Annotated in this window: 20 protein-coding genes; 14 read left to right on the forward strand and 6 right to left on the reverse strand. The window is 40.3% G+C overall.

What is annotated here, in order from left to right; genetic code table 11:
* Positions 1 to 300: 300 nt before the first annotated feature.
* Entirely contained in the window at positions 301 to 699 is a 399-nt protein-coding gene (spxA, locus tag IE339_RS03870) for a transcriptional regulator SpxA (protein ID WP_053399453.1), read from the forward strand.
* A 90-nt stretch (positions 700 to 789) separates the two neighbouring features.
* Here the strand turns inward: spxA and IE339_RS03875 are convergent, their stop codons facing one another.
* On the reverse strand, positions 790 to 1434 hold the full coding sequence (locus IE339_RS03875) for a TerC family protein (RefSeq protein ID WP_285846670.1): 645 nt from the start codon (positions 1432 to 1434) through the stop codon (positions 790 to 792).
* Positions 1435 to 1865: 431 nt separating this feature from the next.
* Here IE339_RS03875 and mecA point away from each other — a divergent pair, with 431 nt between their 5' ends.
* The 4 genes from mecA (at position 1866) to pepF (ending at position 7491) form a co-directional block, all read left to right on the forward strand.
* Positions 1866 to 2534, forward strand: a complete 669-nt coding sequence (gene mecA / locus IE339_RS03880) for an adaptor protein MecA (protein WP_053399455.1) — start codon at positions 1866 to 1868, stop codon at positions 2532 to 2534.
* 174 nt (positions 2535 to 2708) lie between these two features.
* Positions 2709 to 4226: a cardiolipin synthase gene (gene cls, locus IE339_RS03885; RefSeq protein ID WP_242173708.1), complete on the forward strand. Its 1518-nt coding sequence runs from the start codon at positions 2709 to 2711 to the stop codon at positions 4224 to 4226.
* An 82-nt stretch (positions 4227 to 4308) separates the two neighbouring features.
* A complete protein-coding gene (locus tag IE339_RS03890; protein ID WP_242173710.1) occupies positions 4309 to 5520 on the forward strand; it encodes a competence protein CoiA in 1212 nt (403 codons plus the stop codon).
* A 150-nt stretch (positions 5521 to 5670) separates the two neighbouring features.
* On the forward strand, positions 5671 to 7491 hold the full coding sequence (pepF, locus tag IE339_RS03895; protein ID WP_242173712.1) for an oligoendopeptidase F: 1821 nt from the start codon (positions 5671 to 5673) through the stop codon (positions 7489 to 7491).
* Between the two features lie 34 nt (positions 7492 to 7525).
* Here pepF and IE339_RS03900 read toward each other — a convergent pair whose 3' ends face one another.
* From IE339_RS03900 to IE339_RS03920, 5 genes are all read right to left on the reverse strand, one after another.
* Positions 7526 to 7705 (reverse strand): hypothetical protein, encoded by a 180-nt coding sequence (locus IE339_RS03900; protein WP_242173714.1) that lies wholly within the window; start codon positions 7703 to 7705, stop codon positions 7526 to 7528.
* A 300-nt stretch (positions 7706 to 8005) separates the two neighbouring features.
* On the reverse strand, positions 8006 to 8851 hold the full coding sequence (locus IE339_RS03905; protein WP_242176106.1) for a ClpXP adapter SpxH family protein: 846 nt from the start codon (positions 8849 to 8851) through the stop codon (positions 8006 to 8008).
* A 35-nt stretch (positions 8852 to 8886) separates the two neighbouring features.
* Positions 8887 to 9297 carry a globin domain-containing protein gene (locus IE339_RS03910; protein ID WP_242173716.1) on the reverse strand — a complete coding sequence of 137 codons (411 nt, stop codon included), beginning with the start codon at positions 9295 to 9297 and terminating at the stop codon, positions 8887 to 8889.
* A 347-nt stretch (positions 9298 to 9644) separates the two neighbouring features.
* Complete coding sequence (locus IE339_RS03915) at positions 9645 to 10292, reverse strand: lytic transglycosylase domain-containing protein (protein WP_242173718.1); 648 nt, start codon at positions 10290 to 10292, stop codon at positions 9645 to 9647.
* Between the two features lie 2 nt (positions 10293 to 10294).
* Entirely contained in the window at positions 10295 to 10885 is a 591-nt protein-coding gene (locus tag IE339_RS03920) for a CYTH domain-containing protein (protein WP_242173720.1), read from the reverse strand.
* Positions 10886 to 11247: 362 nt separating this feature from the next.
* Between IE339_RS03920 and IE339_RS03925 the strand changes: the two genes are divergently transcribed.
* The 9 genes from IE339_RS03925 to paaD all read left to right on the forward strand — a co-directional run bounded on the left by IE339_RS03925 (position 11248) and on the right by paaD (position 18437).
* Positions 11248 to 11634: a UPF0738 family protein gene (locus IE339_RS03925; RefSeq protein WP_242173723.1), complete on the forward strand. Its 387-nt coding sequence runs from the start codon at positions 11248 to 11250 to the stop codon at positions 11632 to 11634.
* 27 nt (positions 11635 to 11661) lie between these two features.
* On the forward strand, positions 11662 to 12294 hold the full coding sequence (locus IE339_RS03930) for a GTP diphosphokinase (RefSeq protein ID WP_053399464.1): 633 nt from the start codon (positions 11662 to 11664) through the stop codon (positions 12292 to 12294).
* 25 nt (positions 12295 to 12319) lie between these two features.
* Positions 12320 to 13114 carry an NAD kinase gene (locus tag IE339_RS03935; RefSeq protein WP_053399465.1) on the forward strand — a complete coding sequence of 265 codons (795 nt, stop codon included), beginning with the start codon at positions 12320 to 12322 and terminating at the stop codon, positions 13112 to 13114.
* Between the two features lie 14 nt (positions 13115 to 13128).
* Complete coding sequence (locus IE339_RS03940) at positions 13129 to 14034, forward strand: RluA family pseudouridine synthase (protein WP_242173725.1); 906 nt, start codon at positions 13129 to 13131, stop codon at positions 14032 to 14034.
* A 352-nt stretch (positions 14035 to 14386) separates the two neighbouring features.
* The gene (locus IE339_RS03945) at positions 14387 to 15712 is read left to right on the forward strand and encodes a phenylacetate--CoA ligase family protein (protein WP_242173726.1); all 1326 of its coding nucleotides are present in this window, start codon (positions 14387 to 14389) and stop codon (positions 15710 to 15712) included.
* Between the two features lie 48 nt (positions 15713 to 15760).
* Positions 15761 to 16717, forward strand: coding sequence for a 1,2-phenylacetyl-CoA epoxidase subunit PaaA (gene paaA / locus IE339_RS03950; RefSeq protein ID WP_242173728.1), 957 nt, complete (start codon positions 15761 to 15763; stop codon positions 16715 to 16717).
* Positions 16718 to 16743: 26 nt separating this feature from the next.
* Entirely contained in the window at positions 16744 to 17097 is a 354-nt protein-coding gene (paaB, locus tag IE339_RS03955) for a 1,2-phenylacetyl-CoA epoxidase subunit PaaB (RefSeq protein WP_242173730.1), read from the forward strand.
* Positions 17094 to 17906, forward strand: coding sequence for a 1,2-phenylacetyl-CoA epoxidase subunit PaaC (gene paaC / locus IE339_RS03960; protein ID WP_242173733.1), 813 nt, complete (start codon positions 17094 to 17096; stop codon positions 17904 to 17906). The genes paaB and paaC overlap by 4 nt, the downstream gene beginning before the upstream one ends.
* 30 nt (positions 17907 to 17936) lie before the next feature.
* Complete coding sequence (gene paaD / locus IE339_RS03965) at positions 17937 to 18437, forward strand: 1,2-phenylacetyl-CoA epoxidase subunit PaaD (RefSeq protein WP_242173737.1); 501 nt, start codon at positions 17937 to 17939, stop codon at positions 18435 to 18437.
* The last annotated feature ends 5 nt before the right edge of the window (positions 18438 to 18442 follow it).

An 18442-nucleotide genomic window follows, 5' to 3' on the forward strand; every position in this document is an offset into this window, starting at 1 on the left:
ATGAAACTTATTAATAGGTTTAATCGTATTATAGATGTGGTAAATAGTTAGTGAAAAAAATTTACATACAGGGAAATAAGAATTACCTTATCGCTTGACAAAGGGATACCATTCTTATCGTCTTTGTAGTATAATACAAATTGTAGATATTCCTTTTTTACACTAATTATAAAAAACTAGTGAAATTCATTATCAGTTCATAAAAACATGTTATATTAGTTATTGGATATAACATTCTTAGCTTATACTGCACACAAAGTTGTGCTATTCACCCATTTTAAAAGAGGAGTGAGTTAGTCTATGGTAACACTATACACATCACCAAGTTGTACTTCATGTCGTAAAGCAAAAGCTTGGTTAGAAGAAAACGAAATTCCATATACTGAACGCAATATTTTTTCTGAACCACTGTCAATCGATGAGATCAAAGAAATCCTTCGTATGACGGAAGATGGCACAGACGAAATTATTTCTACACGCTCTAAAACATTCCAAAAATTAGACGTGCAGCTTGATGCAATGCCGTTACAGGATCTGTATGAATTAATTCAGCAAAATCCTGGGCTATTACGTCGACCAATTATTATTGATGAAAAACGTCTTCAAGTCGGCTATAACGAAGATGAGATTCGTCGATTCTTACCACGCAAAGTGCGTACTTTCCAATTACGTGAAGCACAACGTTTAGTAAACGGCTAAGAAGAACATCTACACTTTTAAATTATACGGACGTCACAGAATCATTTCTTATGCTTCTTGTGATGTCCGTATTTTGGTATTAAAACATAGTTACTTCTTGTTGAGAAGCAATTTGATTCGATTGAGTACATATCCCGTAAAAAGAACGAGCGCGACGCTGCCACCGTGCACCACGATAAAAGCATGCGGAAGCTCTGAGAATAGTGGCTGAAGGTTTTTCTCGTGAAAAATCATCGTTCCCGCTGTATAAGAAAGAATTCCAGCACCTATGTATACGAGAGATTTAAAGCGTTCCATTAAGTATAAAATTACTTTGCTTCCCCAAATGATGATTGGAACAGAAATCAATAATCCGGTCACGACAAGCAAAATGTTACCGTGAGAAGCACCCGCAATCGCAATAACATTATCTAGACCCATGACTAGATCGGCAAAAACGATCGTTTTTACAGCTGTTCCTAACGTTTGAGCCCCTTTAATCGAAGCCGTGTCATCATGATTGCCCGTTAATAATTTGAACGCAATGAGCAGTAATAAAATACCACCGACCAGCTGCAAATAAGGAATGGCCAGCAATGAGACGGCGAGGATAGTTAGCAAGATGCGAATGGTAACAGCTAGGCCTGTACCTAACAAAATAGCTTTGTTTCTCTCGGATTCAGGTAAATTACGGCTAGCTAAAGCAATCACGATGGCATTATCACCACCGAGTACTACATCGATTCCAACGATCATTAATATGGACGTGATTATTTCAACAGTCACTAGGTTGCCTCCTATAAAGTTTCGTATATGCTGGCTCAGTTGAACATAAGATAGTTCAACTAAAGAGTTAGTTGTTATTCATGTATATTCAAAAAGCGTGGACAAATTCTTCCTTCGCGTAGAAAGGTAAAAAAACCGTGAGAAGATGAGCGTGCTGGTTTCTAGATAAAGGATAAAATGGAGGTGAGTGGATAAATGTGAGCTTTTTTATTTCCCTTATTTCAATTTTTATCATAAAATAAATGTAACGACCTAGAACAGCTCGTTAAGTCGTATAAAAATGATTAGGATGGTTTACAAAAGGGTAAAGTACATGTACCATAGCTTTTAATATGGGAGCCGTGTAGTCCCTTCATTGATAAAGATTTACCTTCAATGATTTGTAGAAGGGAGAGAGTAAAGTGGAAATAGAACGTATTAACGAAAATACCGTAAAGTTTTACGCTTCGTATATTGATATTGAGGAAAGAGGCTTTGATCGCAACGAAATCTGGTTCAATCGCGAACGAAGTGAAGAATTGTTTTGGGAAATGATGGACGAAATTCATCATGAAGAGCAGTTCGCCGTTGAGGGACCACTTTGGATTCAAGTTCAGGCGCTTGATAAAGGAATTGAGGTTGTGGTCACACGAGCTGAAATTTCAAATGACGGCAAGAAATTTGAAGTACCAGTCGGTGAAAACAAGAAAGTCGATATTCCAGTGGATGAGCGCATCGAAGCATTGCTTGATGAGCAGTTCAGTCAGCAAAAAGAAGGCGAAAAAGAAGAAGATTCCTTGCAGTTTGTCATTCGCTTCCAAGATCTAGAAGACATCATTGCGCTCAGCCACCGTGTGGAGCTTTCTGAAGTAGCAAACCGTTTCTTCTCGTATGAAGGTAAGTATTACCTATACGTAGAATTTTTAGAGGAGCATGAAGAGGATAAACAGCTTGATCATTTAGTAAGCCTGATGCTCGAATATGGCCATGAATCAAACGTCACGATTCACCGCCTTGAAGAGTATGGGAACGAGATTATGCATGAAAATGCACTTTCGCAAATCAAAGGTTACTTTGCTCCAAAGAAATAACATTTGCCTGAGAAAATGGGTTATAAAAGGACCGTCACAATCAGTTCTGAATGGTTCAGAATCGCGATGACGGTCCTTTTTTCAAATGAATTAAAATACGAATGATTTTCATCCTGAAAAAATTTCAGCTTAGAAGTTTAACTAGGAGGAAGATGTAGGTTAGGTGAATAAGTATTGAAGAATCGATTACAGCTTATTGTATTTCTACTTGTCGTGGCAGCATTTTTTTATTTCACCAATGGACACTGGACGGGCAAATTAGTAGGAATCCTTAGTATCCTTGTGACGATTAGCGTAATCTTCATTGGCATTGTCATCTCATTAGAAAATCGTCATCCTACCCAAACCTTAACGTGGCTTGTCGTGTTAGGGAGCTTTCCTGTGTTTGGATTCTTTTTTTATTTGTTGTTCGGTCGAAATGTTCGAAAGCGACGCTTGTTTGAGAAAAAGGCGAAGCTTGATGAACAAGTGATGCTAAAGCTTGAAGGAGATTATCGAATTATTGATGAGCACTTTGAAAAAATAGGTGATCATCAGCGGCAAATGTTTAAGCTTGCACAGCGACTTGGTAAAACCCCCGTTTCTTTTTCGACGGAAACTCATGCCTTAACAAACGGGAAAGAAACGTTTGATGAAATATTGGGTGCTCTCGAGCACGCGCAGCACCATATTCACATGGAGTACTATATTGTCCGTCACGATGAGCTTGGGACGAAAATTAAGAATATCTTGCTACGCAAAGTAAAAGAGGGAGTCTACGTTCGATTTTTATATGATGCCGTTGGAAGCTTTCAGTTGTCGGGCCATTATATCAACGAATTGAAGGACGCAGGGGTTGAGATGGTTCCGTTTTTACCTGTACGAGTTCCCTTCTTAAACAATAAAATCAATTTCCGTAACCATCGTAAAATTGTGGTCATTGATGGAACGGTAGGATTTGTTGGTGGTTTAAATATCGGAGATGAGTATCTAGGGCATAGCCGCCATTTTGGTTTTTGGCGCGATACGCATTTGAAGGTAAGAGGAGAAGCGGTGAGATCCTTACAGCTTATTTTTTTACAGGACTGGTACTACATGACCGGACAAACGCTGCTAACACAAATTTATTTATCCCCAGATTTAATGAACATTGATATTGATAGCTGTGGAGGCGTACAGCTAGTTGCGGGAGGTCCTGACAGAGAATGGGAAGTCATTAAGCAATTATTCTTTTCAATGATTACGTCTGCTAGAGAATCTATTTGGATTGCCTCTCCTTATTTTATCCCAGATGAGGACATTTTTTCTGCACTAAAAGTTGCTGCGTTAAGCGGGGTTGATGTACGATTACTCGTTCCGCAAAAACCAGATAAAAAAATCGTCTTTTATGCGTCTCGCTCTTATTTTCCAGAGTTGATGAAGGCGGGCGTTAAAATATACGAATACAAAAAAGGGTTCATGCACAGTAAAATTGTCATCGTGGACAAAGAGCTTGCTTCCATCGGTACAGCTAATATGGATATGCGGAGCTTCCATTTGAATTTTGAAGTGAACGCATTCCTATACCGTACGAACAGTACCCAAAAGCTTGTCTATGAATTTTTACAAGACCTTGAAGAAAGCAAAACGTTAAATCTAGATGATTTCGAAAAGAGAGCGATCTGGTACCGATTATTTGAGTCCACGTCGCGTCTGCTATCACCGTTACTATGAAGAAAGCATGGAGATCCATGCTTTTTTATTTTGCGTGTACAAAAGCAGGGGATTTGCGAGAAGTAACGAAATATAGGAGGTAATGTCGAATGTAAAGGAGTGTAATGATGTGCTCGTTGCTCACACGAAAGAAGGAAAGCTGATATCACTAGGAAAGCATCATTCTGCTGAACGACTTCGCGAAATGCGAAGCACGCTTCAATTTTTTTGCCCTTCATGTAAAGAGCCCCTGCAGCTAAAGGTGGGAACAAAAAAAATTCCACACTTTGCGCATCTGAAACAACGATCATGTGAAAGTAGCCATGAGGGAGAAACGGATTACCATATGCTCGGGAAGAGGCAATTGTACGAATGGATTTCAAGCACTCATCGTGTCGAACTTGAAGAATATATGGCTGATATCCGTCAGCGCCCTGATTTGTTGCTAAGAACCCCCTCGGCTGTTTATCCCATTGAGTATCAGTGTGCAGCCCTCTCCCTAGAGATGTTTACGAAGCGCAATCAATCCTACCTCGGACAAGATTACAGGCCCATTTGGATTATCGGAGCAAAGAGGCTAAAGCGCCTATCCACGCATATGATCCAGCTCAAATCACAGGACTGGCAGTACCTTTCTGCGATTCCCCAATTGCCCACGCTTTTTTACTTTTCTCCTGATGATCAACAGCTTATCAAAATTTCTCATTTGTATGCTTTCTCTTCAACCATTTGCTTCGGAACCTTTCACTATTCTTCTACTCATCAGCTCACGTTTGAGGAATGGGTGCTAGGAGGGATTGAAAAAGAACCAGTGGTATGGACGGCTTGGTTAGAACGAAAAAGAAAGTGGCGCACTACTTATATGATTTATTCGAACAAACAGACTCGGCCTTTTTTAGAGCTTCTGTATACCCTGCAAATTCCTCCATCTCATTTTCCTGCTGAAGCGGGAATTCCACTCTCAAGCTCTTACCTTTTTGAAACGCCCTCATGTATTTGGCAAGCTTATATTCTATTTGATCTGTTTCGATATACGAGAATGGATGAAGAAATTGCTTATGAAACCATTCGCAATAGGCTAAAGAAACGTATGAAGGAGGGACATATTAAACAGCGATTTGAAAGAGAAGGAGACTGGGAAATCCCACTACAGGAATATTTGCAATTTCTGTGCGACATCAAGCTGATAAAAAAGAGTAGTGATACGTACTACATTCTCAAACGAACATATACGATTCCACATAAAATGAATGATGTCTTTCAGGCGGATTGGGATTGCTTATATGCATGGTTAAGCAAAAGAAATGACATGTAATCTGAATATTTGTACAATGTGAAGAGTAAGACGGATTTTTTAGTAAATGCGAACCAATCGTATACACTAATAACGATCACTGATAAAAAGGAATTGTCTCTTTCATAGAGAACATGTTAATGAATGAAGAATTTTTAGGGGGTAAAGTCGATGGCTGAACAAACAAAAACGAAAAAGCTGCCGGTACGTAGTGATATCCAAGTAGAAGATACGTGGAAATTAGAAGATATTTATTCATCCGATCAAGAATGGGAGAAAGAGTTTGAAGCGGTTAAAGCACTTCTTCCGAATGTGACAACTTATCAAGGGAAATTAGGCGAATCAGCCGATACGTTATATGCGGCGATGCAGGCTCAAGATGAACTTACAATGAGAGCGAGTCAGCTGTACGCATATGCTCATATGCGCTACGATCAAGATACAGGAAATTCATTCTATCAAGGGTTAAATGATCGAATGAAGTCACTGTATACACAAATCGGGGGTGCACTTGCTTTCTTTACGCCTGAGCTATTATCAGTAGAGGAAGACAAGCTAAAAGGATTTTTAGAAGAGAAAGAAGAGTTAAAGCTTTATGCACATGCGCTCGATGAAATTAACCGTCAGCGTCCGCACGTATTAACAGCTGCTGAAGAAGCGTTATTGGCACAAGCATCAGAGGTGCTATCATCTTCTAGCAATACGTTTGGAATGCTAAATAACGCTGATTTAGAATTTCCATCGATCAAAGACGAAAACGGAGAAGAAGTTGAAATTACGCATGGCCGTTACATTCGCTTCTTAGAAAGCAGCGATCGTCGTGTTCGCGAAGAGGCGTTCAAAGCTGTATATGGTACATATGGACAATTTCAAAATACGTTTGCGAGCACATTAAGTGGAACGGTGAAAAAAGATAATTTTAATGCTCGTGTGCGCAAATATGATTCCGCTCGTCAAGCAGCGCTCAGCAACAATAACATTCCAGAAGAAGTGTACGATAACCTTGTGGAGACGGTAAATAAAAACCTTCATCTGCTTCATCGTTATGTGAAGCTACGTAAAAAAGTATTGGGATTAGACGAGCTGCACGTATATGACCTTTATACACCGCTTGTAAAAGATGTAAAAATGGAAGTAACGTACGATGAAGCAAAAGACTATATTTTAAAAGGTCTTGCACCGCTTGGTGAAGAGTATTTAGACATTTTAAAAGAGGGCTTCGACAACCGCTGGGTTGACGTTCATGAGAACAAAGGGAAACGAAGCGGAGCTTACTCGTCTGGAACATATGGTACAAACCCATATATCTTAATGAACTGGCAGGATAATGTGAATAATCTCTTCACGTTGGCACATGAATTTGGTCACTCTGTTCACAGTTACTATACGCGCAAAACACAGCCATATCCATACGGTGATTATTCGATCTTTGTAGCTGAAGTTGCGTCGACATGTAACGAAGCGTTATTAAATGATTACTTATTGGAAAACATTGATGACGAGAAGAAACGCTTGTATCTACTGAATCATTATTTAGAAGGATTCCGTGGTACCGTGTTCCGTCAAACGATGTTTGCTGAGTTTGAGCATGATATTCACGTTCGCGCTCAAAACGGTGAACCGTTGACACCAGAGCTACTGACGAAACTTTATTACGAACTAAATAAAAAGTATTTCGGTGAGGATCTTGTTGTAGACGAAGAAATTGGTTTAGAGTGGTCACGTATTCCACATTTCTATTACAATTACTACGTGTATCAATATTCCACTGGATTTAGCGCAGCGGCAGCGTTAAGTAAGCAAATCCTTGAAGAAGGAGAGCCAGCTGTCAAACGCTATGTGGACTTCTTAAAAGCGGGAAGCTCGGATTATCCAATCAACGTCTTGAAAAAGGCAGGAGTGGATATGACAACAGCGAAGCCAGTAGAAGAAGCACTCGCGGTATTTGAAGAGAAGCTTTCTGAAATGGAACGTTTGTTAGAGCAATTATAAGAAAAAAGGAAGAAGGCGAGAGCTTTCTTCCTTTTTATTTAAATCCTCGAAACTGCTTGCGTGTGTTCATAAAATGAAGGTTTAGCAAAATGGTCACAAACAAAATGGGTGACGTTACGATAATGGGAGCCATATTCATTAATGCCATCGTGTGAAAACACAGTGCAATGACGAAGCTAAACACGACGATCAGCAAGGGAAGGCGCTGTGTCATACATTCACCTCCAAAATAAATTCTCTTGTACTATATGTATGGAGACTTCGTATAAATTTGACAATTTTGTGAAGGTGTAAAAAAGTTTTAAAAAGCTCTTGCCAAAAGTCGACAACATTTGCTATTATAATTAACGTGAAGTTTATCACAAACAAACATATACCCCTTTGTTTGACCGTGAAAAATTTCTCCCATCCCCTTGTTGTCTTAAGACAAGCAAAAGGACTCGGCGTAAGCCGAGTCCTTTTGTATTTGCAGAAAAGGGAATAAAATAAACGCCCTAGCGATTAGCCAAGGCGTTTACTCATCGATATATTTCCAAAACGTTCCGTGTTTTACCGGTACTTCTTCGACTTTTTGAAGGAGGCGTAGCTTTTTCATTTCTTTTTTAGCATCTTCTAAAGGAAGATCGTAAACAACGGCGATTTCCTTTGTAGCCACAAAACCAAAGTATCGTAAAAACACTTCAAGCGGTGGCAGAGGATGAGGCTTTGGCTTGCAACCAAGCATTTCATGGATAATTTCAACGTACATTTCGTACGGATAAGAACCTGAAATTTTAATTCCTTCTTCCTCTACGTCTTCATTAAAGAACACAAGTGTCGGAATTTCTTGAACGTCCATTTCACCACTTATTTTTACATCGCACTGAAATGCTTTTACAGCACTTTCTGAGTAAAGATCGCGCTTGAACTCTTCTACGTCAAGACCTACTTCTTTGGCACAACCTAACAGCACATCTTCATCTGAAACATTTTGCTTATCAAGAAATACATATTCCCGTAGCTTTCGTAAAAAACGAATACCAGGACGTTTTCCTTGTAGCTCTGCTGCTTTGATCGCAATCGATGCTGCATAAGGTGTTTCAATCGGATTATCAATCCAAAGAGTGCCGTCACAGGACATGCCAGAACGGCTAGCCGTCTTTTCCCAATACTGTGCCATGTTCTCAAATTTCTTTTTCGTGTTCAAATTTAATGAACCTAATCGACCACTTAAGATGTGTTTGAGCGTAAAGTATTTTCCGTATTCAATCTGAAGCTTTTTAAGGACAGGTTCCAATGCCCAGCACTGTGGACATAATGGATCAATAAACAGATAAATTTCTAACGGCTTTTGGTTCGACCCCTGACATAGCTGAGACATATCTTGTATGGCTGGATTATTTACATCATGTACACTCACTCTGAAGGTCCTTCCTCATTTTCTGAGTCGGGTGTATTCACCATATGTTGAGCAGTTAATAGTAAACGGTGAAAAAGCTGCTCACGATGTTCACCTTCTAATTCAATTTCATCCATTGCTTCAGCCATACAGGTCAGCCATGCTTTTGCTCGCGACGGTGTAATAGGGAATGGAAGATGTCTAGCACGAAGCATAGGGTGCCCATGCTCCTCCGTATATAGTGCCGGTCCCCCTAAGTACTGTGTCAGGAATTGCTTTTGCTTTCGTGCTGTTTCAGTTAAATCAGCAGGAAATATAGGGGCTAATTCTGGATGCTCACCTACACGTGTGTAAAAGGCATCGACAAGATTAGAAATAATATCAGCTCCTCCTATAGCTTCATAAGGTGTGTAAACTTGATCTGCCATAGTTATAACTCCTTTAAATGTATTTAAACGTTCCGCAGGTTTTTTCGTCCTACATTGAATGATAAAATGTTGTTTTTCCTTACACACTAAAAAGTGCGTTCATTTATACTTTTAATGTAAATTTATTTTATCAATGCTACGTGCATATCTCAAATTTTCCGCCTTATTCCTAAAAATTTTAAAGGTTTTTAGCGAAAAATGTCCAATTTCTGTTCTAAAAAGCTCCCTGTTAGTAGGATGTACGATAAAGAACTGATCATGAATGTTTTTTCCGTTGCTCGAAACATAATACGCGAAATACAAAAAGACCGGCTATCCGAAGATAAGCCGGCCTTTTACATTTTACGTTAAGACATGTACGTATTCATAATTTTTTGGACGTAGGATTTTGTTTCTTTAAACGGAGGAATGCCCCCGTATTTGTCTACGTTCCCTGGTCCCGCATTATACGCAGCGAGCGCAAATTGAACATTTCCATCATATTTTTCAAGCATTTGTTTTAAATATTTTGTACCACCAAGAACATTATCTCGAGGGTCGTATGCATCTGATACCCCTAATGCTCTTGCAGTGCTTGGCATGAGCTGCATTAACCCCATTGCCCCAACATAGCTTTTAGCATTTGCATTAAAGCTTGATTCGTGCATAATAACAGACTTGATTAGTTTAGGGTCGACGCCGTATTTGTCTGCGGCCTCCGCCACAATGTCCTCAATCTCTGTTTTGGAAGGCAATTTTTTAACTGGTATTGCTGAAACATCCTCTGCCTGTAAGATCGAAGAAGGAGGAAGTGCAAAGCTCGTTCCTAATGACAATGATAACGGTAGGGAAGGTGATGGTGCTTCCTCCTTACCTTGTGCCGAAGTAGAAAGAAGCTGTTCAAACATATCTGCAAAAGAGGATGAAGACGGGGCGTTCATCTCTTTTGATGCGGTGGCAGAAAAATTGCGTAATGATTGAATTTGCATTATGGTTTTTAAAGGGTCAACATTCATGTTTATTCCTCGCTTATTTGTTTATATTTTTCCTTATAAAACCGACGAATTTTATTTTCTGTCGTTCGAGCTGGAATGGTTAATGAGTGAAGAAGGTCTTTAAATTCTTTCTGACCTTCTGTAAAATCAGTTGCCTCATATTCAAGCTCATAGTCTTCTTTCTCAAGATAAAAGCTGTGATCCAGTACGAGTAACCCGCTCTTATACGAGAATTCCGCTCTATTTGTTGCGAGTGTACCGAAATGAAGTAATGAAGACGTGCTAATATTCATATCGGCTAGAATAGTAACAATTTGACCAAAAATGTGGAGAGGATTTTCTAAAATATTCTCCGCTTGCTCCTTCGATAACGGCTCATGTGTTTCGAGCAGTCCGTCTTTGACAGGTTGCTTTAAGGTAAGCGTGTACGTGCCTTTTTTTTGACGAATTCGAAGGGCTGCACCGTGATTTTTTAGCTGAAAGTCTGCTGTGTCAAAATAATGATTTTCCTGCAGTTTAAAATCATTCTCTGTTAGGGTGAATTGTTTCGTTAAACGAACAAATTCATCCTTTGTTAGCATGTTTTTAAATTCGATTTCGAGTTCTTGGTTCATATGAGTCCACTCACTTTCTACTATATGATGAAAGTTTTTCTTTATTGAACACATCGTGCTTTTGATGTGCCTGTTTTTATTTAGGGAAAAGCTAATTTCTTTATTATTTCACGGAAGCAAAGGGTTATCAATACGAGAAATGTAAATAAATACTTGCTGTATGTGAAAAAAGAAGGCGGTTCGTTTTCTCATCATGAGGAGGATTATGTTAAAATTAAAAAGGGTATAAAGATAAGCTTGCATCGTTAGCACCGTAGAGTAATGATGCGTATTAAGTATGTGTTGCTGTTGAAACGAGTGACAATTAAAATAAAAGATGTCTTCAAGTAAAATGTATTGAATGGATTGGAAGGAGTTTATTTATGCAAAAAAGAATTGAAGTAAAGAAAAGTCATAGCGATCAAGATACGGTTTATTTAACATCGGAGTTATTTGATGGTGAAATTATGCAGGTATCTGCGACAGGTCAAATCATCACAGATTCTGATCATGTTTCGTTTATTTATTTAGTAGATATTAATGATCAATTTACATATGTAAGTCTAACAAAAGAAGTATGGCCTCATTTAAAAGAGGTATTAACACATAATAAAAACGTTAAATTAACAATTAACGATACAGAAATTGAGTTACCTGGTGTGAAGGAAGAGCTTTCCTATCTAGTAGAAAACATTGAAGGAAACGCTAACTACGGTGACGACATGGTTAACGAGGTTGAACGCGTATTTTTAGATAAAGAAGAGCAGTAATTTGAACAATGAGGGGGTATGTTAGCCATGGTAAAGCATTGGGATTTATTTTTGGCTCCATACAAACAGGCGGTAGAAGAATTAAAAGTAAAGCTCAAAGGGATGCGCTCGCAGTTTGATATGAACTCGCTGCACTCTCCAATTGAGTTTGTAACAGGTCGAGTGAAGCCTATTCCAAGTATTTTGGACAAAGCAACACGAAAGGGAATTCCGCTCGATCGTTTAGAAGAAGAAATGCAGGATATTGCGGGATTACGTATGATGTGTCAGTTTGTCGATGATATTCGAGAGATCGTTGAGATGCTTCATAAGCGAAAAGACCTTGAGATTGTTGAGGAGCGCGATTACATCACACAGAAAAAAGACAGTGGTTATCGTTCGTATCATGTCGTCATTCGCTATCCTGTGCAAACCATTAAAGGGGAAAAGAATATTTTAGTGGAGCTTCAAATTCGCACGCTTGCGATGAACTTTTGGGCAACCATTGAGCATTCATTAAATTATAAATACAGCGGTAAGTTTCCAAAAGATATTCAAGCGCGCCTAAAACGTGCAGCCGAGGCGGCTTTCCAGCTTGATGAAGAAATGTCTCAAATTCGTGGAGAAATCCAAGAAGCACAAGCTATTTTCTCAAGAAAGCAAGATAATCAAGAGGAATAGGATACTATGCAAATGGGGTGAAAGAATGAAATTTGCCATCACATCCAAAGGCGATCAAACATCAAATGCGCTGATGCAAAAAATGAAAACATATCTACTGGATTTTCATTTGGAGTACGATGAAAATCAACCTGATGTCGTTATTTCCGTAGGAGGAGATGGGACGCTCCTTTATGCGTTTCATCGCTATCGCAACCGACTTGATAAAACGGCTTTTGTCGGGGTACATACAGGACATTTAGGCTTTTATGCGGACTGGGTACCAGAAGAAATTGAAAAGCTTGTGATTGCGATTGCAAAAACACCTTTTCAAGTAGTCGAATATCCGCTTCTTGAAATTATTATTCGCTATATCGATGGTGGGAAAGAAGCCCGTTATTTAGCGCTGAACGAATGTACGATTAAGAGTGTCGAAGGATCACTCGTTATCGATGTTGAAATTAAGGGGCAGCTTTTTGAAACGTTTAGAGGTGACGGACTTTGTATCTCAACGCCATCTGGGAGTACGGCGTATAACAAGTCGTTAGGCGGTGCCATTTTGCACCCTTCGCTTCAAGCGATCCAAATTGCAGAGATGGCATCCATTAATAACCGAGTGTTTCGAACAGTAGGCTCGCCGCTTATTTTACCGGATCACCATACGTGCATGTTTAAGCCGGTTAATGATGCAGATTTTCAAATTACGATTGATCATTTAACTCTTCTTCATAAGGATGTAAAATCCATTCAGTGTCGCGTGGCGAATGAAAAGATTCGCTTTGCACGCTTCCGGGCATTTCCATTTTGGCAGCGAGTTCGTGAATCATTCGTTTGTGACTGAAGTGAGGAAAGAAAATGAAACAGCCATTTACGTTAGAATGGAGAATTCCAAAAGAAGCAGAAGGACAGCTTCTTCGTGAGTTTTTAAAGGAACACAACATTTCTAAAACCGCTCTGACCGATATTAAATTTAACGGTGGTTCGATTAAAGTGAACAACCAAGAGATGAACGTCAGGTATCGATTAAACGAACAGGATCTGCTGCAGGTTAGCTTTCCACCAGAGGTTGCCAGTGATAACGTCAAGCCTGAGGCGATTCCACTTCACATTGTCTATGAGGATGGCTATTTATTGGTGATTAACAAGCAAGCAGGGATGGCGAGTATTCCATCCCGTCAACATCTGTCAGGGACGTTGAGTAATGCATTGTTATATTACTACCAAGAAACAGGCATTTCCTCCACGATTCATCTCGTAAACCGCCTTGATCGCGATACGTCAGGATTGTTAATTGTGGCAAAGCATCGCTACGTTCACTATCTGTTCTCAAAAGCACATGAAACAAAAATGATTAGGCGTACGTACCGAGCAATTGTGCATGGGTGTATTCAGTCGGTGGAAGGGACAATCGATGCCCCTATCGCGCGTAGTGAAGACAGCATTATTACGAGAACCGTTGCAGATCACGGGCAGCGTTCCATTACGCATTATAGCGTAGTAGAGCAGTGTAGTGACTACAGCTACATATCCATTCAGCTAGAAACAGGGAGGACGCATCAAATTCGCGTTCATTTTTCCCATCTGAATCATCCGCTTCTAGGAGATGATTTGTATGGCGGGAATAGAGAGTGGATCGCTCGTCAGGCTTTGCACAGCTATGAGGTTACATTCTATCACCCTATTTTTCATAAGGAACTTTGCTTTACGGCACCATTGCCTCATGATATGAAAGCCATTTTAGAAAGAGAAAGAACGATCTAATTCATAGGTCGTTCTTTTTTTGTGAAAAAATATAACTATTTTATATCCTAAAACATATTTTAGTTATATAACTCTAGATATAATTAGCGTTCCTTACACTACGTGCAAACCCTTTGATTAAAAGCGTTTTATTATCGTTAGGCCCTTTTCTTTCATTTGTCGATTCTTTTCTACAAAAATAAAATAAAAGTAGCTCGATTTATTGGTCTGAAAATAATAGTCTGAATATATTTACAATTATTTGTGGTTGTGATACGTTAAGAATAAATCATATAACAACATAAAAACAACAGACGAAAATTAGTTATATTAATGGATAGCGGAAAGGATTTTTTACAAAGGGGCTGGATCGATGATTATTCATGACGTTGAAACATACTCCAGAGAAAAAATGAAAGCGCTACAATTTTCTCGATTAAAGCAAACGATTAAAAGAGTGTATAACAAGGTACCTTTTTACAAGCGAGCGTTTCAGGAGCTTGGACTAACCGAAGATAAAATCCAACACATAAACGATGTAACCAAATTACCGTTTACAAAAAAAGGTGATTTGCGTGATCACTATCCGTTTGGTCTATTCGCTACAGATATGAAAGAGGTCGTGCGTATACACGCTTCTTCGGGAACGAGCGGTAAGTCAACGGTGGTCGGTTACACGAAAGCGGACATTGAGAGCTGGGGAGAGCTTACTGCTCGTTCCTTAGCTTTAATTGGAGGAAAGCCCGGTGATATGCTGCATAATGCTTACGGATATGGCCTATTTACAGGTGGATTAGGCATTCATTACGGAGCTGAACGGCTTGGGATGACGACCATTCCGATCTCGGGTGGAAATACGAGTCGGCAAATAACAGTGATCGAAGATTTTGCCCCCACTGTTATCGCGGGAACTCCGTCTTACGTTTTGAAGATCGCAGAAGAAATGGAAGAGCTAGGGAAAGATCCTGCACGCTCGTCCTTAAAGTTTGGCATTTTTGGCGCAGAGCCGTGGTCAGAAGAAATGAGACGTGTTTTAGAAGCAAAATGGGGAATCAAGGCTTGTGATATATATGGATTGAGTGAAGTGATGGGGCCTGGAATTGCAGCAGAATGTCACGAAGCTCAGGACGGACTGCATATTGCGGAGGATCATTTTCTTGTAGAAGTCATTGACCCTAATACCCTTGAACCTGTAGCGGACGGGACCGAAGGTGAGCTTGTTTTTACAACCTTAACGAAAGAAGCGTTCCCTGTTATTCGTTATCGAACCGGTGATATTGCTTCCATTACACGAACACCCTGTAAATGTGGTCGCACAACTACTCGAATGTCACGTGTTAAAGGCCGGATTGATGACATGCTGATTATCCGAGGGGTGAACGTATTTCCGTCTGAGATTGAGCACTTTCTCATTCAAATTGGTGACATTGCGCCGCATTATCAGCTTCACCTGCGTCGTGAAGGCGTACTAGATGTTGTCGAATTACACGTTGAGGTGAACCAAGATATTTATTACGCATTAAATAGTGATATACAGCATCCGAAGCTGAACGAAATTATTCAAAAAATCCATCATTCAATGAAAAATAACTGCTTGGTGAGCATGAATGTTCAAATGCTCCCACCAAAAAGCATTCCGCGTTCTGAAGGGAAAGCGGTACGAATTATTGATGAGCGCAATGAAATGTTGCTGTCTTGATCAACAATCAGCATGACAAATTCAGAAGAAATGAGAGGCGAGGAAAGCATGTCAAACCTCAAGGATACGTTGACAGAGGAAGAGAAATTATCACAGTTTATTGAAAAAATTGAAGCCGGACAAAAAATTGAAGTGGATGATTGGATGCCGGAAGAATACCGCTTGACGCTTATAAAGCTGATTTCTATGCATGGAATGAGCGAAATAATGGGAGCGCTTCCAGAAAAAGAATGGGTACCAAAAGCACCATCTTTGCATCGTAAGTTAGGGATTATGGCAAAGGTTCAGGATGAAATGGGACACGGACAGCTTCTTCTGCGCGTAGCGGAAGACTTGCTAAAGCCTTATGGAAAAACGAGAGGCGATTTAATGGAGGATTTATTTAGTGGAAAGCTAAAGTTTCATAACGTATTCCACATGCCTGCTCCTACGTGGGGAGATGCGGGATTAATTGGATGGCTTGTAGACGGTGCGGCAATCATTACGCAAACCGATATGCTTGGTGCATCCTATGGTCCTTATGCACGAGCACTTCAGCGTATTTGTGCGGAGGAAGTTTTTCACGCTCAGCACGGCGAAGCCATCATCATGGCGCTAGCGGAGGGAACAAAAGAACAGCGTGAAATGGTTCAAGAATCCGTTAATCGCTGGTGGGAATCACTACTCATCTTCTTTGGCCCTGCTAGTAAGGACACAATGGGCACGTCAAAGCAGGATGTCACAATTAAGTATAAAATTCGCACGAAAACAAATGAACAGCTTCGTCAGGATTTCTTTACTAAATATATTCCACGCATTTTATCGCTTGGGCTTACGATTCCTGATCCGACCCTTCGCTATGACGAAGAGCAGAAGCTGTGGGTCTATGAGCAACCTGACTGGAATAAGCTAAAGGCGATTAGTAAAAATCAGGGGCCGAGATCACAGGCTCGCTTAAATCTACGTAAAACATCTTATGAAAGTAACGCTTGGGTACGAGAAGCACTAAGCGCAGCAATAAGCTAGTTGGCAGAAGGGAGTCGAAGCAGAAGATGAAGCCAAGTGATAAAACCTTTTATCAGGAATATGAAGTATTTAGCAAGCGCACACCGAACGCTGCGTTTCAGCACCAATTTAGTTTGTTAGCGCCGAATGCCGATATGGCGCTGATTATGGCACAGGAGAATTTTATGCGTCGCGAACCGGTAGTGGATATTTGGATCGTTAAGCGTTCCGATATACGAGGAATGTCACCAGACGAGAAGCTGATTCTACAGCGACTTGATAATAAAGATTACCGAACAACAAAGGGCTATGGCTATTTACGCAAAAAGTGGCGTCAATATGAACAAAAAATGCTCGATGAAAACGAGATTATGTCTTGGGGAGGTGACCAAAGCAAATGAGTGAAGAAACAAAAACAGTTTCCCCACAGCAAAAAGAAGCGCTCGTTCACTTACTATTTCAACTAGCGGATGATGACTTTCTCTTTTCTTATCGAGGTGCTGAATGGCTTGGGTTGGCTCCTCATATTGAAGAAGACGTGGCGTCAGCATCCATTAGCCAAGATAGCATGGGACATGCGACGATGTTCTATCAGCTTTTAGAAGAACTAGGACTTGGAAAAGCGGATCATTTGGCACATGCGCGTCCAGCTTCTGAACGAAAGAATAGCATTTTAGTAGAGCGCGTGAACGGGCCAGGTCACTACATGGACGGCGCGGAGTACGACTGGGCTTATGCTGTTGTGCGAAGCTATTTTTATACGCAGGCAAAGAAAGTGAAAATTGAATCGTTAAAACAAAGTACGTATGTGCCTCTAAAAGAAGTAGCGGTACGAGTGAATATGGAGCTTTATTATCATCTGCTTCACTGGAAAACATGGTTTGTACAGCTTCTGACCACAACAGAAGAAGCGAAAAAGCGCATGTTAAAAGCGACCCAAATGGTCATGGACGACTGGAATGATATGTTCTCATTTGGTGATCATGCTGACGTGATGCACCAGGCGGGCCTTATTGAAGAAGCGAAGTCCCTGGAACAGAGGTGGTTAAACGCTCTTGATCCCGTGTTGACGTCTGTAGGAATGACGTTACCTGCCCCTACATCTCTGTCTCCATTAAACGGGCGTAGCGGTCAGCATTCAGATGATTTGGCAGAAGCGCTAGCAACGCTAGGGGAAGTTTACAATACTGACCCCGCCGCTTCTTGGTAAGAACTAATCATAGAAAAAGAGGTGTGAAGAATGATAGCACCCTTACCACTCACAAAAGAGCAAGTGCTACTTGCGTTGGAAGGCGTAAAAGACCCTGAAATTAATACGGTTAGCGTCATTGATTTAGGAATGGTCGAGAAGATAACGATTCAGCAGTCGAATGTTGAGATCGATATTTTACCGACATTTCTAGGGTGTCCAGCGCTAGAAATCATTAAAACCAATATCGTCAACGCTGTAAAAGCGATTCATGGCGTAGGGCAAGTAAAAGTAGCGTTTATTTACGCTCCCCCATGGACCTCTGATCGCATTACCGAAAAAGGACGAGAAGGATTAAAGGCTTTTGGAATTGCGCCTCCACCGGTTTACCTGGAAGAGGACGGTTCTTGGCATATAGATTGTCCGTACTGTGGTTCAACGTACGTGACAATGGAAAACATCTTTGGTCCGACTGCATGTAGAAGCATTTTGTATTGTAAAAGCTGTAAAAATCCGTTTGAGGCAATGAAGCCAATTTCAAATTTAATGTAAAGTGA

This window comes from Priestia koreensis, from assembly GCF_022646885.1.
GTDB classification, from domain to species: Bacteria; Bacillota; Bacilli; order Bacillales; family Bacillaceae_H; genus Bacillus_AG; species Bacillus_AG koreensis_A.

Coding starts and splice junctions, on each gene's coding strand:
- spxA (WP_053399453.1), top strand. CDS start 301: ATGGTAACACTATACACATCACCAAGTTGTACTTCATGTCGTAAAGCA.
- IE339_RS03875 (WP_285846670.1), bottom strand. CDS start 1,434: ATGATCGTTGGAATCGATGTAGTACTCGGTGGTGATAATGCCATCGTG.
- IE339_RS03890 (WP_242173710.1), top strand. CDS start 4,309: ATGTCGAATGTAAAGGAGTGTAATGATGTGCTCGTTGCTCACACGAAA.
- pepF (WP_242173712.1), top strand. CDS start 5,671: ATGGCTGAACAAACAAAAACGAAAAAGCTGCCGGTACGTAGTGATATC.
- IE339_RS03900 (WP_242173714.1), bottom strand. CDS start 7,705: ATGACACAGCGCCTTCCCTTGCTGATCGTCGTGTTTAGCTTCGTCATT.
- IE339_RS03905 (WP_242176106.1), bottom strand. CDS start 8,851: ATGTCTCAGCTATGTCAGGGGTCGAACCAAAAGCCGTTAGAAATTTAT.
- IE339_RS03910 (WP_242173716.1), bottom strand. CDS start 9,297: ATGGCAGATCAAGTTTACACACCTTATGAAGCTATAGGAGGAGCTGAT.
- IE339_RS03915 (WP_242173718.1), bottom strand. CDS start 10,292: ATGAATGTTGACCCTTTAAAAACCATAATGCAAATTCAATCATTACGC.
- IE339_RS03920 (WP_242173720.1), bottom strand. CDS start 10,885: ATGAACCAAGAACTCGAAATCGAATTTAAAAACATGCTAACAAAGGAT.
- IE339_RS03925 (WP_242173723.1), top strand. CDS start 11,248: ATGCAAAAAAGAATTGAAGTAAAGAAAAGTCATAGCGATCAAGATACG.
- IE339_RS03930 (WP_053399464.1), top strand. CDS start 11,662: ATGGTAAAGCATTGGGATTTATTTTTGGCTCCATACAAACAGGCGGTA.
- IE339_RS03935 (WP_053399465.1), top strand. CDS start 12,320: ATGAAATTTGCCATCACATCCAAAGGCGATCAAACATCAAATGCGCTG.
- IE339_RS03940 (WP_242173725.1), top strand. CDS start 13,129: ATGAAACAGCCATTTACGTTAGAATGGAGAATTCCAAAAGAAGCAGAA.
- IE339_RS03945 (WP_242173726.1), top strand. CDS start 14,387: ATGATTATTCATGACGTTGAAACATACTCCAGAGAAAAAATGAAAGCG.
- paaA (WP_242173728.1), top strand. CDS start 15,761: ATGTCAAACCTCAAGGATACGTTGACAGAGGAAGAGAAATTATCACAG.
- paaB (WP_242173730.1), top strand. CDS start 16,744: ATGAAGCCAAGTGATAAAACCTTTTATCAGGAATATGAAGTATTTAGC.
- paaC (WP_242173733.1), top strand. CDS start 17,094: ATGAGTGAAGAAACAAAAACAGTTTCCCCACAGCAAAAAGAAGCGCTC.
- paaD (WP_242173737.1), top strand. CDS start 17,937: ATGATAGCACCCTTACCACTCACAAAAGAGCAAGTGCTACTTGCGTTG.